Origin of the sequence: Enterobacter sp. MGH 24, assembly GCF_000493015.1 — a bacterium.
In the GTDB taxonomy this organism is placed as follows: domain Bacteria; phylum Pseudomonadota; class Gammaproteobacteria; order Enterobacterales; family Enterobacteriaceae; genus Enterobacter.
Window position 1 is genome coordinate 4,025,204 of record NZ_KI535657.1, and the last position, 16,762, is coordinate 4,041,965.

Here is a 16,762-nt window from a genome sequence, read left to right on the forward strand (position 1 = left end):
CATCAGTCCAGCATCTTACGAATCACATAATGCAAAATGCCGTCGTTCTGGTAATAGGTCAGCTCGGTTGCCGTATCAATACGGCACCGGCAATCCAGCACCTCGGTTTTCCCGTCTGCCCGCGTTAACTTCACCGGCACCGTTTTACCCGGCTGCAGGTTTTGCAGACCGCTAATGTCAATCTGCTCTTCCCCGGTCAGTCCCAGCGTTTTACGCGTCACGCCCTGCGGGAACTCGAGCGGCAGGATCCCCATACCGATCAGATTCGAGCGGTGAATACGTTCGAACGATTCGGCGATGACCACGCGAACGCCAAGCAGACGCGGACCTTTCGCCGCCCAGTCGCGGCTGGAGCCGGAACCGTACTCTTTCCCGGCGATCACCGCCAGCGGCGTACCTTCCTGTTGATATTTGACCGCCGCATCATAAATCGAAACGACTTCCGTACCCGGCAGATGGCGCGTCATGCCGCCTTCCACGCCCGGCACCATTTCGTTACGAATGCGGATGTTGGCAAACGTCCCGCGCATCATGACTTCATGATTACCGCGACGCGATCCGTAGGAGTTAAAATCACGGCGTTCGACGCCCCGGCTTTGCAGATAGCGACCCGCCGGGCTATCGGCTTTGATACTCCCCGCCGGAGAAATATGGTCAGTTGTGACAGAATCCCCCAGCATCGCCAGTATGCGCGCGCCGTGGATATCCTTAAGCGGCGCCGGCTCGGCAAGCATCTCATCAAAGAACGGCGACAGACGGATATAGGTCGAGTCATCCTGCCAGTCATAGGTATCCGAGCCAATAACGTTGATGGTTTTCCATTCCGGCGTGCCTTCAAAGACCTCCGCATACTCTTTGCGGAACATCTCGGTTGAGACCTTTTCAACGGCCAGCGCGATTTCACGCGAAGATGGCCAGATATCTTTCAGGTAGACAGGGTCATTCTTGCGATCGTGGCCAATCGGGTCGGTCACCAGGTTGATATTCATGTTCCCTGCCAGGGCATAAGCGACCACCAGCGGCGGCGAGGCCAGCCAGTTGGTTTTCACCAGCGGGTGGATACGCCCTTCAAAGTTACGGTTGCCGGACAGGACCGCGCCTACCGTCAGGTCGCCCTGCTTGATCGCCGTTTCAATAGGTTCAGGCAGCGGGCCGGAGTTACCAATACAGGTTGTACAGCCGTAGCCCACAAGGTTAAAGCCCAGTTCGTCAAGGTACGGCGTCAGTTTGGCCTTCGCCAGGTAATCCGACACCACTTTAGAACCCGGTGCCAGCGAAGCCTTAACCCATGGCTGAGGTTTTAGCCCAAGCTCTACCGCTTTTTTCGCCAACAAACCGGCCGCCATCAATACGCTGGGGTTCGAGGTGTTGGTGCAGGAGGTGATGGCGGCAATAACCACCGCGCCATCCGGGAGCTGATACTGATGTCCGTTCAGAACATAGTCGACTGGACGATGGTCTTTCTGCGCCACGTTCACTTCCAGCGCATTGCTGGCGGCAAAGGCTTTTGGCACGTCGCTCAGCGAAACCCTATCCTGCGGGCGTTTCGGCCCGGCGAGGCTCGCCTCGACGCTTCCCATATCCAATTCAAGCGTGCTGGTGAAGACCGGTTCATCGCCCGGATTACGCCACATGCCCTGCGCTTTGGTATAGGCCTCTACCAGCGCGACCTGCTCTTCGCTGCGCCCGCTCAGGCGCATGTATTCCAGCGTCACATCATCGATGGGGAAAAAGCCGCAGGTGGCACCGTATTCCGGCGCCATATTGGCAATAGTGGCACGGTCGGCCAGCGGCAGCGAATCGAGTCCGTCACCGTAGAATTCTACAAACTTGCCTACCACGCCATGCTTACGCAGCATCTGGGTGACGGTGAGCACCAGATCGGTGGCGGTAATGCCTTCAGACAGTTTGCCGGTGAGCTTGAAGCCCACCACATCCGGAATAAGCATGGACACCGGCTGGCCGAGCATGGCTGCTTCCGCTTCGATACCCCCGACACCCCAGCCCAGCACGCCCAGACCGTTTATCATGGTGGTATGGGAGTCCGTGCCCACCAGCGTATCCGGATAGGCAACCCACTCTTTATCCTGTAATTCACTCCAGACGGCTTTACCCAGATATTCAAGGTTAACCTGGTGACAAATACCGGTTCCCGGCGGGACCACGCTAAACCGGCTAAACGCCTGCTGCCCCCACTTCAGGAACACGTAGCGCTCGTGGTTACGTTCCATCTCCAGACGCACGTTCTCGCCAAAGGCGTCGTCATCACCAAAGCGATCAACGGTTACGGAGTGGTCAATGACGAGGTCAACGGGGGAAAGCGGATTCACTTTGGCCGTATCTCCGCCGAGACGCTTAACGGCCTCGCGCATCGCGGCTAAATCAACGACGGCAGGGACACCGGTGAAGTCCTGCATCAGCACCCTGGCCGGGCGGTAGGCGATTTCTCTGTCAGCATGGGCATTTCCAAGCCACCCTGCCAGCGCCTGGATATCATCGAGGGTGACAGAGTCACCGTCCTGCCAGCGCAATAAATTTTCCAGTAAAACTTTCAATGACTTGGGTAAACGCGAAATGTCCCCAAGCGTTCTGGCAGCCAGCGGCAGGCTGTAGTAATGCCAGGTTTTATTTTCTGCCTGTAATGTGTCCTTACTGGCTTCGCGTAGGGTTAACGACATAAGCTCCTCCTTAATCACAGAGATGTCCCGACAATCATCAGGGCCGTAATTAAAGATAACACAAAGATGCTGTAACGTTTTGATAACAACCCAAATTGATAAATTTAGGATTGGTCCAGAAGGGGAAAACAAAAAACCCCGCCGCAGCGAGGTTTTCAATTTAGTGGAGGGCCAACCAGATGAGCTGACTCCAGAACAGAATCGACACGGTAAAAACGCCGATCCATGACCAGTATTTGTGAGACGTCATGTTATTCATCATAGGGACACCAGGCATTATTTATAAGAAGTTCCGAGGTTTGTCCTCAGTGCTATATTGCTGATGTGTATTTATTAAAGAGTACAAAAGTGCAGAGTCGATATTCAGACTATTTGCATCATTACGCAATTAACTAAATTATTGTTTTTTGGGTTCGTCTTCTGCGAACACATCAATAAACGCTTGCTGCTGCGGCGTCAGTTTCCAGGATGCGGGAACAACAGTCGCAGGTGCTTTACGCCCTCGGTGGCCGTTGTCACGATGCTGACACATCTGTTTAACCGTTTCTGTACGTACCGTCACTGCCATATTTAACCCCAATATCTCCAGGCCAGGAGAGCAACCACCACCCAAAACAGGGTAGAGACGAGAAAGACCGCCAGCCAGGCTTTACGCTTGAGCGCAGGATCCCTTTGCGGTTCTTCACTTCCTGAAGGCATTGCTAACCTCATACAATCGACATCGCTTATCATTTAGGACCAAACAATTGGTACAATTAATCATCTGTTGAGATAAATCCTAAAGAAACTTTAGCCGAAAAGCCAGTGAATTTACGCACCGGGAGGTATGAAATATTCAATCTTTTGACCAGAAATAAATAATTGAAAAGAAAAATTTGCGAAGCCGTAAATTAGTTTCTACTTTTGTCGCCAATTCGCGACATTATAACCTTACGGATTAAATGGATAATGACATTATATGACAGGGAACGCGTAGATGATGATAATTCTAATTTAGCTTTGAGGCGTTATTTCGGTATCTTTCCCTAAGGGAAAGATACCGGGTGTGATTATTTTTCGGGAAGTTTAATGTCTTTAAACATCTCTTCAATATCTTCATTTGAGCGTAATGCAACGGCGGTATCAACCACGTCACGCGTTAAATGAGGGGCAAAGCGCTGAATAAAATCATACATATAGCTGCGCAGGAAGGTGCTGCGACGGAATCCAATCTTTGTGGTGCTATGGCTGAAAACATCATGTGCATCAAGACGCACCAGGTCAGGGTCTGACACCGGATCCACCGCCATGCTGGCAATGACGCCTACTCCCAGCCCAAGCCGCACATAGGTTTTAATCACGTCGGCATCCGTCGCGGTAAAGACAATGCGCGGCGTTAGCCCTGCCCGGTTAAAGGCCGTATCAAGCTCCGACCGGCCGGTAAAGCCAAACGTATACGTCACCAATGGATACTGCGCCAGCTCTTCGATAGTGACTGACCCTTTACCCGCCAGAGGGTGATCGGGGGTCACCACAATTGAACGGTTCCAGTGATAGCATGGAAGCATCACCAGATCGTCATACAGATGAAGCGCTTCGGTGGCGATGGCGAAGTCTGCATTACCCTTGGAAACGGCTTCAGCAATTTGCGTTGGCGAGCCCTGGTGCATGTGCAAAGAGACGCGAGGATAACGCTCGATAAAGCCTTTGATAACACCGGGTAGCGCATAGCGCGCCTGGGTATGCGTCGTGGCAATATACAGCGAGCCTTTATCCGGCCAGGTGTGCTCCCCCGCCACAGACTTAATCGCATCGACTTTGGATAGGACTTCCCGCGCAATGCGGATAATTTCCTGCCCCGCAGGCGTCACCTGAGTGAGATGCTTACCGCTGCGGGCAAATATCTGGATACCTAACTCGTCCTCCAGCATACGAACTTGTTTGCTGATGCCCGGTTGCGAGGTATATAACCCCTCGGCGGTAGAAGAGACGTTAAGGTTATGATTCACCACCTCAACGATATAACGAAGCTGCTGTAATTTCATGCCAGACCATCCGATTTAGCGCACGCGGTCAATCGCTTAAGACGATTTAATAATAAGAAAAAGGTTAACTATAACCACTATATCATTTATAGCCTGACTGTATAGTACGGAACAAAAAATAATAACAAGGCAATAAAAAAGGGCCGGAAATCCGGCCCTTTTACAGGTAAGTTACGGTAAGGGAAGATTATTTCTTGCCTTCAACCCATTTGCCATCGACAAAGAAGGCTGACCATCCGGTCGCTTTACCTTCTTTCTCGGCCGCAACATACTGCTGCTTGGTTTTACGGCTGAACCGTACCACGGTTTTGTTGCCTTCAGGATCCTGCTGTGGCGCATCGGCCAGATAACGCAGTTTCTCAGGCAGACGATCGCGGAAGCGATGCAACTCTTCCACCAGAGGCGCACGGGTTTCACGCGATTTCGGGAAGGTGTTGGCGGCCAGGAAGACACCCGCAGCGCCGTCACGCAGCACGAAGTACGCGTCGGATTTCTCGCACGGCAGCTCTGGCAGCGGAACCGGATCTTCCTTCGGCGGAGCGACTTCACCATTACGCAGGATTTTACGCGTGTTTTTACACTCGTCGTTGGTACAGGCCATGTACTTACCGAAACGCCCCATTTTCAGGTGCATTTCAGAGCCACACTTCTCGCACTCCACAATCGGGCCGTCATAGCCTTTGATGCGGAACTCGCCCTCTTCGATCTCATACCCGTCACACGTTGGGTTGTTACCGCAGACGTGCAGCTTACGTTTTGGATCGATCAGGTAGCTGTCCATTGCCGTGCCGCATTTTTTGCAGCGGCGTTTGGCACGCAGAGCGTTAGTTTCCGCATCATCACCTTCCAGCACGTTGAGAACTTCGTTCTCAGGCACCAGGTTGATGGTGGTTTTGCAGCGCTCTTTTGGTGACAGTGCATAGCCAGAGCAGCCAAGGAATACGCCCGTGGTTGCGGTGCGGATCCCCATCTTGCGGCCGCAGGTTGGGCAGTCGATGCTGGTCAGTACCATCTGGTTAGGCAGCATGCCGCCCTCTTCAGGATCCTTCTCGGCTTTTTCAAGCTGGTCGGTAAAATCGCTGAAGAAGCTGTCGAGTACCTTTTTCCATTCCGCCTGATGGCTGGCAACCTGGTCGAGGCTGTCTTCCATTTGCGCGGTGAAATCGTAGTTCATCAACTCGCGGAAGTTAGCTTCCAGACGGTCGGTGACGATCTCACCCATCTTTTCCGCATAGAAACGGCGGTTTTCAACGCGTACGTAGCCACGGTCCTGAATCGTCGAGATAATGGACGCGTAGGTCGACGGACGGCCAATACCGCGTTTTTCCAGCTCTTTCACCAGGGACGCTTCGCTAAAGCGCGCAGGCGGCTTGGTGAAGTGCTGTGCCGGAACCAGATCGACAAGCGACAGCTCGTCACCTTTGTTTACCGCAGGCAGCGTTCTGTCTTCGTCACCTTTACGCAGCGCAGGCATCACTTTTGTCCAGCCGTCGAAACGCAGGATACGACCGCGTGCTCTGAGACGGAACTCACCGGCACCAACGGTCAGCGTAGTAGAGTCGTACTTTGCTGGGGTCATCTGGCACGCCACGAACTGGCGCCAGATCAGCTGATACAGCTTCTGGGCATCGGCTTCCATGTCTTTCAGCGATTCCGCTAACACCGAGACATCAGAAGGACGAATCGCTTCGTGTGCTTCCTGGGAATTCTCTTTACTGGCGAACTGGTTAGCGCTTTCCGGCAGGTATTTTTTGCCGAAATTATCGCTGATGTAGCCGCGAACCATATTAACAGCGTCCTGGCTCAGGTTGGTGGAGTCGGTACGCATGTAAGTGATGTAGCCCGCTTCATACAGGCGCTGGGCCATCATCATGGTTTTCTTCACGCCATAACCCAGACGCGTGCTTGCAGCCTGTTGCAGCGTAGAGGTAATAAACGGCGCACCCGGCTTGCTGCTGGTCGGTTTGTCTTCACGTTCCAGCACCTGATAGCGTGCTTTTTCCAGCAGCGCTACGGCGGCCATGGTCTGGTCGCGGTTTTCTGGACGGAAAGGCTTATCGTTGTGATGGCTTACCTGCAGCGGCAGAGCGTCACCGCCCGGCGTGGTCACATTGGCGTCAACTTCCCAGAACTCTTCCGGCACGAAGGCTTTAATTTCGCGCTCACGCTCAACGACCAGACGCACGGCGACGGATTGCACACGACCTGCGGACAGACCACGGGCAATTTTTTTCCACAGCAGTGGAGAAACCATGTAGCCCACAACGCGGTCCATAAAGCGACGCGCCTGCTGTGCGTTTACACGGTCAATATTCAGTTCGCCCGGCTTTTCAAACGCCTGACGAATCGCATTCTTCGTAATTTCGTTAAACACTACACGGCTGTAGCGTTTGTCATCACCACCGATCACTTCCCGCAGGTGCCACGCAATGGCTTCCCCTTCGCGGTCAAGGTCGGTTGCGAGATAGATGTGGTCTGCTTTTTCAGCAAGCTGCTTCAGCTCGTTAACGACTTTTTCTTTCCCGGGCAGCACTTCATATTGTGCGTCCCAGTTATGCCATGGGTTAACACCCATGCGGTTGACAAGCGCGCTACGTTCATCCTTTTTAGGCTTTTTAGCCCCTTTGGTGGAGGTAGAGTCTGCGCTCTTTTTGCTGGCTGAGCCACTGGTCGGCAAATCGCGGATATGACCCACGCTGGACTTAACCACGTAGTCATTACCCAGATACTTATTGATCGTTTTGGCTTTTGCCGGGGACTCAACGATGACGAGAGCTTTACCCATATTCACCTTTACCTAATTTAATTCTTCCAGGAATACGCCGCACGTTGATTTCCCTTCCGCTGACGACGAGCCAATGATATTGCGACTGCGGCAGGAGATATCAACCCTTTTGTCTTACCGGGCGTTAATGAAAAGACGCCCAGGTGATTGAGTTTTCGGGTATTTTTCTCACATCTCGTGTAATTCGTGACGAATTCCCGGTTGAATGTCAAGCAATTCTGTTGCCAGAATGACGAAAGCGCACACTCTACCTGATAAAATTCGTTACGCAACTTTATTAGCATGCAAAAGCAAATCCCGCCAGCCAGGCCCCTGCACCTTATCCCCTCACATTACAGGGAAAATTTGCCCCCAAAGCGCCCTCGGCGTAGACTATTGTCACTGTTTAAGGAGTGGATTATGCAGAATACGACCCAACCTATTGACCGAGCCTCTCTGCTTATCGAAGCAAACAAGCTTATCCGTGACCACGAAGATACGCTGGCGGGTATTGAAGCCACCGGCGTCGAGCAGCGTAATGGCGTGCTGATTTTCAGCGGCGAATACTTCCTTGACGAACAGGGCTTACCGACCCCGAAAAGCACCGCCGTGTTTAACATGTTCAAATACCTGGCGCATACGCTTTCCGAGAAATATCACCTGGTCGATTAATGCAAAACGCGAGGCATGTGCCTCGCGTTTTTGTTTACAGCAGCGGTTTTTGTCCGCGCTGTAGCCAGCGCAACAGCAGGCGGTCCGCGCTTTCTGCCGCGCTGTTGGTAACGCGATCAAGGAGTCGCTTGCGCTGGGTAAAGCGCACGCCCACCAGCTCCCGCCCTTCCATCAGGTTGAGCAGCAGATCGTCGCTGGTTCCGACTTCATCCACCAGCCCTTTCTCCTGCGCCTGAACGCCGTACCAGTGCTCACCCGTCGCGACCTGTTCAATATCGAGCGTCGGGCGCATACGGTGCACAAAATCTTTAAAGAGGTGATGCGTTTCGTTGAGATCTTCACGGAATTTTTGACGCCCTTCTTCCGTATTTTCACCAAGCAGCGTCAGGGTACGTTTGTACTGACCCGCCGTGTGAAGTTCGATATCAATCTCTTTATTTTTCAGGAAGCGGTTAAAGTTCGGAATTTGCGCGACCACGCCGATCGAGCCAATAATGGAGAACGGCGCGGCAACAATTTTGTCCGCCACGCAGGCCATCATGTAGCCACCGCTCGCTGCCACTTTATCCACCGCCACGGTCAGCGGGATCTGTTTTTCACGCAGGCGCTGCAGCTGTGAGGCGGCCAGTCCGTAACCGTGAACCACCCCGCCCGGGCTTTCAAGACGCACGACAACCTGATCCTGCGGCGTCGCCACGGCCAGAACGGCAGTCACTTCCTCCCGCAGAGAGGAAACCTCATGCGCATCCATACTGCCTTTAAAATCGAGCACATAGACGCGTGGCGTGGCCTTGTCCTGCGGCGCATTGAGCTTTGCTTTTGCCTTTGCCGCTTTGGCTTCCTGTTTATGCTTTTTCTTCTGCGCTTTCAGCCAGAGTTTCTGTCGATGACTATCAAGCAGCGCCAGAGACATCTCTTCCTGCATCTCTTTATACTGCTCGCTCAGGCGGGTGATGCGTAACTCCCCTCGCTGACGCTTGCGCTGCGTCAGGTTGACAATCAGAACGGCAACCACCGCGATGGCAATCACCACCGTCGCGATTTTGGCCAAAAACAACCCATATTGAGAAAGTAATTCCACGCGTTCCACCTTGATTTAACCACGAATCTTTCACGGCAGTGTACAACAGCCCTGCCCATGCGTCTCGCTCGTGACATTACCTCTGCGAGCCGCCTTCAGGAATCCCCGGTCTGGGGTTTAAATATTTGCAAATTGTTAATTTTACAGTAATGCGTCCTGTAGACTGATTGAATTATCAGGCGAATTCGGGCATAAAGCCGAAAAGTCATCATAAAGGCGCCATTGCGTCACCAGTCGCCTGAGGAGTCACCGTGCATTATCAACCGCAAAAAAATCTGCTGCAAAACCGGATCATTCTTGTCACCGGTGCCAGCGACGGGATTGGCCGCGAAGCGGCCCTGACATACGCCGAATACGGCGCGAACGTCATTCTGATCGGGCGCAACGAAGAAAAACTGAAAAACGTCGCTCAGGAGATTGAGGCCGTATGCGGCACGCCGGCCCCGTGGTATACACTGGATTTGCTGACCTGCACGCCCGCGGTGTGCCAGGAGTTAGCCCAGCGCATCAGCGCCCACTATCCGAGACTCGACGGCGTGCTGCATAACGCCGGCTTGTTAGGCGAAGTGCGTCCGATGGATGAACAGGATCCTGATATCTGGCAGCAGGTGATGCAGGTCAACGTCAACGGCACGTTTTTCCTTACACAGGCATTGCTTCCTTTATTACTGAAATCCGAGTCAGGGTCCCTGGTCTTTACCTCTTCCAGCGTTGGACGTGAAGGACGCGCAAACTGGGGAGCCTATGCCGTATCAAAATTCGCGACCGAAGGTATGATGCAGGTGCTGGCGGAGGAGTATCAGAACCGCCATCTGCGCGTAAACTGCATTAACCCGGGCGGTACGCGCACCAAAATGCGCGCCAGCGCGTTCCCGAGCGAAGATCCGCAGAAGCTGAAAACCCCTGCAGACATTATGCCGCTCTATCTCTGGCTGATGGGCGACGACAGCCGCCGTAAAACCGGGATGACCTTTGACGCCCAGCCGGGCCGTAAACCAGGAATTTCGCAATGAGTGAAGAACGTCATCAGCAGCGCCAGCAGCGTCTGAAAGAACAGGTCGATGCGCGCGTCGCGGCGGCACAGGACGAGCGTGGAATCGTCATCGTCTTTACCGGCAACGGAAAAGGTAAAACCACCGCCGCATTCGGCACGGCGACACGCGCCGTCGGTCACGGGCAAAAAGTGGGCGTGATCCAGTTTATTAAAGGCGAATGGCCCAACGGCGAGCGGAATTTGCTTGAACCACACGGCGTTGAGTTTCAGGTGATGGCGACCGGGTTTACGTGGGATACGCAGAACCGGGAAACGGATACTGCAGCCTGTCTCGCCGTCTGGGAGCATGCAAAGAGAATGCTGGCCGATCCCTCGCTGAATATGGTTCTGCTGGATGAGATCACCTATATGGTCGCCTACGACTACCTGCCGCTGGACGCCGTGCTGGATGCTCTGAAGAATCGTCCTGTACACCAGACGGTTATCGTCACGGGGCGCGGGTGTCATCGGGATATTCTGGAGATGGCCGATACCGTCAGCGAGTTGCGTCCGGTCAAGCATGCGTTTGATGCAGGCATCAAAGCGCAAATTGGAATTGATTACTAAAGAAAAAAGCCCGGTGTGTTGACCGGGCTTTTACATTAACCGTTGTTGTTACGGCTGCCGGAGCGGCGACTGCTGCTCACCTGGCTGTGTCGCTTCACCGCGCGGCGAATCTGATTCGCCTTCATGCGACGACGATCTTTCTCCACCGCCACTTTTGAGGTGGTTTCCGGCGTCAGGCCGACAAGCTCGCGCAGGTAGTTGGTTTGAGTCAGATCCAGTTCGGTATAACCACCACGCGGCAGACCTTTCGGCAGCAGAATGTCGCCGTAACGGACACGGATAAGACGGCTTACCTGGACGCCTACCGCTTCCCAGAGACGACGCACCTCGCGGTTACGGCCTTCGGTCAGGGTCACGTTGTACCACTGGTTAATACCTTCCCCACCGGTAAACTTGATGGTTTTGAACGCCGCAGGACCGTCTTCCAGCTGAACGCCACGCGACAGATCGCGCAGTTTATTCTCATCAACCTGGCCAAATACGCGCACCGCGTATTCACGTTCCACTTCACGGCTTGGGTGCATCAGACGGTTTGCCAGTTCACCATCAGTGGTAAACAGCAGCAGACCGCAGGTGTTCACGTCCAGACGACCGACGGCAATCCAGCGAGCGCCACGCAGTTTAGGCAGACGGTCAAACACCGTCGGGCGACCTTCCGGGTCGTTGCGGGTACACAGCTCGCCTTCCGGCTTGTAGTAAGCCAGCACGCGGCAGATCTGCTCAGCGGATTCTTTTACGGAGATAAGATGACCGTCGATGCGGATCTTCAGCCCCGGTACGATTTCAACGCGGTCACCCAGCGTGGCGATTTTACCGTCCACACTCACGCGGCCCGCTTCAATAATGGCTTCGATTTCACGGCGTGAGCCGTGGCCGGCACGCGCCAGCACTTTCTGTAACTTCTCGCTCATTGAGCTTCCTCAGGTGTCGCCTTCACAGGCGTCGAATCAGGTCAAAAGAGGGCTGAGCCCTGCTTTGATGGCCGCGTAGTATATCTGCTTATACCTTTACAAGAAAGGCTTTACATCACCCGCGCCTTCACGAATCACTTCCGGCGCATCTTCGGTTAAGTCGACCACGGTTGTGGGCTGCTGGCCGAGATAGCCGCCGTGAATAATCAGCTCGACCACCTTCTCCAGACGATCTTTAATCTCTTCCGGATCGGACTCGGTAAACTCACTTCCCGGCAGCATCAGCGAGGTAGAGAGCATCGGTTCGCCGAGGGTTTCCAGCAGCGCCTGCGCAATCGGGTTCGACGGCACGCGCATACCGATGGTTTTGCGTTTCTCCTGCAGCAGACGACGCGGTACTTCCTTTGTGCCCTTCAGGATGAAGGTGTAGTTACCCGGCGTGTTGTTCTTAATCAGGCGAAACGCCACGTTATCGACATACGCATAGGTCGACAGCTCAGAGAGATCGCGGCACATCAGGGTAAAGTTATGGCCGTCAGGCAGCTGGCGAATACGGCAAATGCGTTCCATTGCCCCTTTATCTTCAATTTTGCAGCCCAGCGCGTAGCCGGAATCGGTCGGGTAGACAATGACGCCGCCTTTGCGGACGATCTCCACGGCCTGGTTGATCAGACGTGGCTGCGGGTTATCCGGATGGATATAGAAAAACTGACTCATACTTCCCTCTCTTCAATTTGCTGCGGCTGTTCCCAGAGCTGCCAGACAGGCTCAACGCCAGCGGGCAACCAGAGCTTGCGCCCCAGTTCGATCCAGGCGCAGGGCTGATGGAAATCAGACCCCTGTGACCCAAGCAGGCCGAACTGGCGGGCATAGGTCGCGAGCTGCGCGCGCTCGTTGGGCGCCTGCTGACACTGGGCGACTTCCATCGCCTCACCGCCGCATTCGGCAAAGTGCGCCAGCAGCCTTTTCAGCCATTTAGCAGAAAGATTATACCGCCCCGGATGGGCCAGCACGGCCTTACCGCCAGAATGATGAATCACATCAATAGCTTGTTTTATTGTACACCACTGTGGCGGAACGTATCCGGTTTTACCGCGTGCCAGATACTTTTTAAAGACATCCGCCATGGTCGTCGCTTTGCCTGCTTCGACCAGAAAACGGGCGAAATGACCGCGAGTGACCGCCCCACCGTTTGCCATCTTTTGCGCGCCTTCCAGCGCGCCCGGAATATGCGCCTTTTCGAGACGCTCGCCGATCATCTCTGCACGCTGGTTACGCCGCGTTTTTTGTTCTTGCAAAAATGCCGTCAGTGCCGGATGGTCTATATCGATAGTCAGGCCAACAATATGAATCTCATGGTTTTCCCAGACGGTTGAAATCTCAACGCCGGACACCAGATTCAGCGCCAGCCCGCTGCGGGCGATCTCAGCGCGGGCCGCCGGAATGGCATCTGTCGTATCGTGATCGGTAATCGCCAGCGTACCGACGCGCATTTCAACGGCGCGATGAACCAGGGCTTCGGGTGTCAGCAGGCCATCAGAGGCCTGAGTATGGCTGTGTAAATCATAAATAATGGCGTAGGTGGTATCGCTCAAAGCACTTCCCATAACAGGTTGGAGACATCCGAAAACACCATGATACCGACTTAACGCGAAATTCTGAAATCAAGGGTTGACAACTTGCCATCGAACTAGTTAACTAGTACACAAGTTCACACGAGAAAGGTATCTGAAAATGACAGCACATTTCACTCTGCACGGCTGGTGGCGTACTTCCTGATCCTCGGGCCGTGTCACGCGTCTGCGAAATGCAAACAGATACCCAGCCCGCGACTAAGCGGGCTTTTTTTTGAACAAAATATGAGAACAACAACATGCAAACAGCCAAACCTCATCTCGAACTGCTGACCTGCGAGGCGGCCTATCGCCACAACCCCACCGCGCTGTTTCATCAGGTGTGCGGGGCTCGCCCGGCAACGCTGCTGCTGGAATCTGCGGACATCGACAGCAAAGACGATCTCAAGAGCCTGCTGCTGGTCGACAGCGCGCTGCGCATTACCGCTTTAGGTGACACCGTCACCATCAAGGCGCTGTCAGACAATGGCGCATCGCTGCTGCCGCTGCTGGATGCCGCCCTGCCTTCAGGCATTGAAAATGAACGTCATCCAGAAATGCGCATTCTGTATTTCCCGCCGGTGAGCCAGCTGCTGGACGAAGACGCGCGCCTCTGCTCCCTGTCCGTTTTTGATGCCTTCCGCCTGCTGCAGAACCTGGTCACCGTGCCGGAAGACGAGCGTGAGGCGATGTTCTTTGGCGGGCTGTTTGCTTACGACCTGGTTGCCGGTTTCGAAGATTTGCCGGAAACGGAACAGGGTAACCGCTGCCCGGATTACTGCTTCTATCTGGCTGAAACCCTGCTGGTGATCGACCATCAGAAAAAATACACCCGCGTTCAGGCCAGCCTGTTCACTCCATCGACCGCTGAGAAAAACCGTCTTGAGCACCGCATCGCTCAGCTTCAGCAGCAGATGACAGAAGAGCCACCTGCGCTGCCTGTGCAGCGCGTGGAGAAAATGACGTGCGACGTTAACCAGACCGACGACCAGTACGGCGCCGTGGTTCGCCAGATGCAAAAGGCGATTCGCGCCGGGGAAATTTTCCAGGTCGTGCCGTCCCGTCGCTTCTCGCTGCCCTGCCCGTCGCCGCTCGCAGCCTATGACGTGCTGAAAAAGAGTAACCCAAGCCCGTACATGTTCTTCATGCAGGACAACGAATTCACGCTGTTCGGCGCCTCGCCGGAAAGCTCGCTGAAATACGACGCCACCAGCCGTCAGATTGAGATCTACCCGATTGCCGGTACCCGTCCGCGCGGGCGTCGCGCCGACGGTTCCCTGGATCGCGATCTGGACAGCCGCATCGAACTGGAGATGCGTACCGACCAGAAAGAACTCTCCGAGCACCTGATGCTGGTTGACCTGGCGCGTAACGATCTGGCACGCATTTGCACCCCCGGCAGCCGCTACGTGGCTGACCTGACCAAAGTTGACCGCTATTCGTTCGTGATGCACCTGGTCTCCCGCGTGGTCGGCGAGCTGCGCCACGACCTCGACGTGCTGCACGCCTACCGCGCCTGCATGAACATGGGCACCCTAAGTGGTGCGCCGAAAGTGCGCGCCATGCAGCTGATTGCCGCCGCCGAAGGACGCCGTCGCGGCAGCTACGGCGGCGCGGTGGGCTACTTCACCGCCCACGGAGATCTCGACACCTGCATCGTGATCCGCTCCGCCTATGTTGAAGACGGCATTGCCACCGTACAGGCGGGTGCCGGGATTGTCCTTGATTCTGTTCCGCAGTCTGAAGCTGACGAAACGCGCAGCAAAGCCCGTGCGGTCCTTCGCGCCATTGCAACCGCACACCATGCACAGGAGATTTTCTGATGGCTGACATTCTGCTGCTCGATAATATCGACTCCTTTACCTATAACCTGGCAGATCAGCTTCGTGCGAATGGCCACAACGTCGTTATCTACCGCAACCACGTTCCGGCGCAGACCCTGATTGACCGTCTGGCCACCATGCAAAACCCGGTGCTGATGCTCTCCCCTGGACCAGGCGCACCGAGCGAAGCGGGCTGTATGCCGGAGCTGCTGACCCGCATGCGCGGCAAACTGCCGATCGTCGGCATCTGCCTCGGTCATCAGGCCATTGTGGAAGCCTACGGCGGCTACGTTGGCCAGGCGGGTGAGATCCTGCACGGTAAAGCGTCCAGCATTGAACATGACGGCCAGGCGATGTTTGCCGGGCTGCCAAACCCGCTCCCGGTCGCGCGCTATCACTCGCTGGTTGGCAGCAATATTCCCGCCGGGCTGACCATCAACGCCTCGTTTGAAGGGATGGTGATGGCGGTGCGCCATGATACGGATCGCGTATGCGGCCTGCAGTTCCACCCGGAATCGATCCTGACCTCCCACGGCGCCCGCCTGCTGGAGCAGACGCTCGACTGGGCATTACAGAAGCTGGAGCAGACCAACACCCTGCAACCGATCCTCGAGAAACTGTACCAGGCGCAGACCCTGAGCCAGCAGGAGAGCCATCAGCTCTTCTCAGCCGTGGTTCGCGGCGAGCTGAAGCCTGAACAGCTGGCGGCCGCGCTGGTGAGCATGAAGGTGCGCGGCGAAAGCCCGCAGGAGATTGCCGGTGCCGCTACGGCCCTGCTGGAAAATGCCGCCCCGTTCCCGCGCCCGGACTATCAGTTTGCCGATATTGTCGGCACCGGGGGAGACGGCAGTAACAGCATCAATATCTCCACCGCCAGCGCCTTCGTGGCGGCGGCGTGCGGTTTGAAGGTCGCGAAACACGGTAACCGCAGCGTTTCCAGCCGGTCAGGTTCTTCCGATTTGCTCGCCGCATTCGGTATTAATCTCGATATGAACGCCGAGCGTTCCCGTGAAGCGCTGGACGATCTGGGCGTCTGCTTCCTGTTTGCGCCGAAGTATCACACCGGTTTCCGCCACGCGATGCCGGTTCGTCAGCAGCTTAAAACCCGTACGCTGTTTAACGTGCTCGGCCCGCTGATCAACCCGGCGCACCCGCCGCTGGCGCTGATTGGCGTTTACAGCCCTGAGCTGGTCCTGCCGATTGCCGAGACGCTGCGCGTGCTGGGTTATCGACGTGCCGCCGTGGTGCACAGCGGCGGTATGGATGAGGTTTCTCTTCATGCGCCGACGCTGGTGGCCGAACTGCGCGACGGTGAAATCCTGAGCTATCAGCTGGAGGCTGCCGACTTCGGCCTTGCGCCATACCACCAGGAAGCGCTGGCTGGCGGTACGCCGGAAGAAAACCGTGACATTCTCACGCGCTTATTACAAGGTAAGGGAGAGGTCGCCCATGAGGCCGCCGTTGCTGCCAACGTCGCCATGCTGATGCGTTTGCACGGTGAGGAAGACCTGAAGGCCAACGTTCAAAAAGTTCTGGATGTACTGCGCTCCGGTGCAGCTTACGATCGCGTTACCGCACTTGCGGCAAGAGGGTAAA

At 55.2% G+C, this 16,762-nt stretch carries 16 protein-coding genes and 1 other annotated feature; of the genes, 6 read left to right on the forward strand and 10 right to left on the reverse strand.

What is annotated here, in order from left to right; genetic code table 11:
* Positions 1-2: 2 nt before the first annotated feature.
* From acnA to topA, 6 genes are all read right to left on the reverse strand, one after another.
* A complete protein-coding gene (gene acnA / locus L370_RS03110) occupies positions 3-2,678 on the reverse strand; it encodes an aconitate hydratase AcnA (RefSeq protein ID WP_023335947.1) in 2,676 nt (891 codons plus the stop codon).
* A gap of 160 nt (positions 2,679-2,838) precedes the next feature.
* Positions 2,839-2,937: a small membrane protein YmiC gene (gene ymiC / locus L370_RS23725; protein ID WP_032623144.1), complete on the reverse strand. Its 99-nt coding sequence runs from the start codon at positions 2,935-2,937 to the stop codon at positions 2,839-2,841.
* Between the two features lie 138 nt (positions 2,938-3,075).
* Positions 3,076-3,246, reverse strand: a complete 171-nt coding sequence (locus tag L370_RS23575) for a hypothetical protein (protein ID WP_032656727.1) — start codon at positions 3,244-3,246, stop codon at positions 3,076-3,078.
* Between the two features lie 2 nt (positions 3,247-3,248).
* Complete coding sequence (locus L370_RS03105) at positions 3,249-3,389, reverse strand: YmiA family putative membrane protein (protein ID WP_218307473.1); 141 nt, start codon at positions 3,387-3,389, stop codon at positions 3,249-3,251.
* Between the two features lie 338 nt (positions 3,390-3,727).
* Positions 3,728-4,702, reverse strand: coding sequence for an HTH-type transcriptional regulator CysB (gene cysB, locus L370_RS03100; RefSeq protein WP_008502814.1), 975 nt, complete (start codon positions 4,700-4,702; stop codon positions 3,728-3,730).
* Between the two features lie 187 nt (positions 4,703-4,889).
* A complete protein-coding gene (gene topA, locus L370_RS03095) occupies positions 4,890-7,487 on the reverse strand; it encodes a type I DNA topoisomerase (RefSeq protein ID WP_023335949.1) in 2,598 nt (865 codons plus the stop codon).
* A 399-nt stretch (positions 7,488-7,886) separates the two neighbouring features.
* Here topA and L370_RS03090 point away from each other — a divergent pair, with 399 nt between their 5' ends.
* Positions 7,887-8,138: a YciN family protein gene (locus tag L370_RS03090; protein ID WP_023312072.1), complete on the forward strand. Its 252-nt coding sequence runs from the start codon at positions 7,887-7,889 to the stop codon at positions 8,136-8,138.
* Positions 8,139-8,172: 34 nt separating this feature from the next.
* Here L370_RS03090 and sohB read toward each other — a convergent pair whose 3' ends face one another.
* Positions 8,173-9,219 (reverse strand): protease SohB, encoded by a 1,047-nt coding sequence (gene sohB, locus L370_RS03085; protein WP_023335950.1) that lies wholly within the window; start codon positions 9,217-9,219, stop codon positions 8,173-8,175.
* A gap of 251 nt (positions 9,220-9,470) precedes the next feature.
* On the opposite strand from sohB, the gene L370_RS03080 reads away from it, so the two are divergent.
* Complete coding sequence (locus tag L370_RS03080; protein ID WP_023335951.1) at positions 9,471-10,232, forward strand: YciK family oxidoreductase; 762 nt, start codon at positions 9,471-9,473, stop codon at positions 10,230-10,232.
* Positions 10,229-10,819, forward strand: coding sequence for a cob(I)yrinic acid a,c-diamide adenosyltransferase (gene cobO, locus L370_RS03075; protein ID WP_023335952.1), 591 nt, complete (start codon positions 10,229-10,231; stop codon positions 10,817-10,819). The genes L370_RS03080 and cobO overlap by 4 nt, the downstream gene beginning before the upstream one ends.
* A gap of 35 nt (positions 10,820-10,854) precedes the next feature.
* Here cobO and rluB read toward each other — a convergent pair whose 3' ends face one another.
* The 3 genes from rluB to rnm all read right to left on the reverse strand — a co-directional run bounded on the left by rluB (position 10,855) and on the right by rnm (position 13,325).
* Entirely contained in the window at positions 10,855-11,730 is an 876-nt protein-coding gene (gene rluB / locus L370_RS03070) for a 23S rRNA pseudouridine(2605) synthase RluB (RefSeq protein ID WP_023312076.1), read from the reverse strand.
* Between the two features lie 96 nt (positions 11,731-11,826).
* Positions 11,827-12,447, reverse strand: a complete 621-nt coding sequence (locus L370_RS03065) for an L-threonylcarbamoyladenylate synthase (RefSeq protein ID WP_023335953.1) — start codon at positions 12,445-12,447, stop codon at positions 11,827-11,829.
* Positions 12,444-13,325 (reverse strand): RNase RNM, encoded by an 882-nt coding sequence (gene rnm / locus L370_RS03060; protein WP_032666616.1) that lies wholly within the window; start codon positions 13,323-13,325, stop codon positions 12,444-12,446. Before rnm ends, L370_RS03065 begins: the two co-directional genes overlap by 4 nt.
* Before the next feature lie 139 nt (positions 13,326-13,464).
* On the opposite strand from rnm, the gene trpL reads away from it, so the two are divergent.
* From trpL to trpD, 3 genes are all read left to right on the forward strand, one after another.
* Positions 13,465-13,509 carry a trp operon leader peptide gene (gene trpL, locus L370_RS23835; protein ID WP_106993556.1) on the forward strand — a complete coding sequence of 15 codons (45 nt, stop codon included), beginning with the start codon at positions 13,465-13,467 and terminating at the stop codon, positions 13,507-13,509.
* Positions 13,486-13,580 (forward strand) — a sequence feature (Trp leader region). It overlaps the preceding gene by 24 nt.
* 23 nt (positions 13,581-13,603) lie before the next feature.
* Entirely contained in the window at positions 13,604-15,166 is a 1,563-nt protein-coding gene (locus L370_RS03055; protein WP_023335955.1) for an anthranilate synthase component 1, read from the forward strand.
* Positions 15,166-16,761 (forward strand): bifunctional anthranilate synthase glutamate amidotransferase component TrpG/anthranilate phosphoribosyltransferase TrpD, encoded by a 1,596-nt coding sequence (gene trpD, locus L370_RS03050; RefSeq protein ID WP_023335956.1) that lies wholly within the window; start codon positions 15,166-15,168, stop codon positions 16,759-16,761. The genes L370_RS03055 and trpD overlap by 1 nt, the downstream gene beginning before the upstream one ends.
* The last annotated feature ends 1 nt before the right edge of the window (position 16,762 follow it).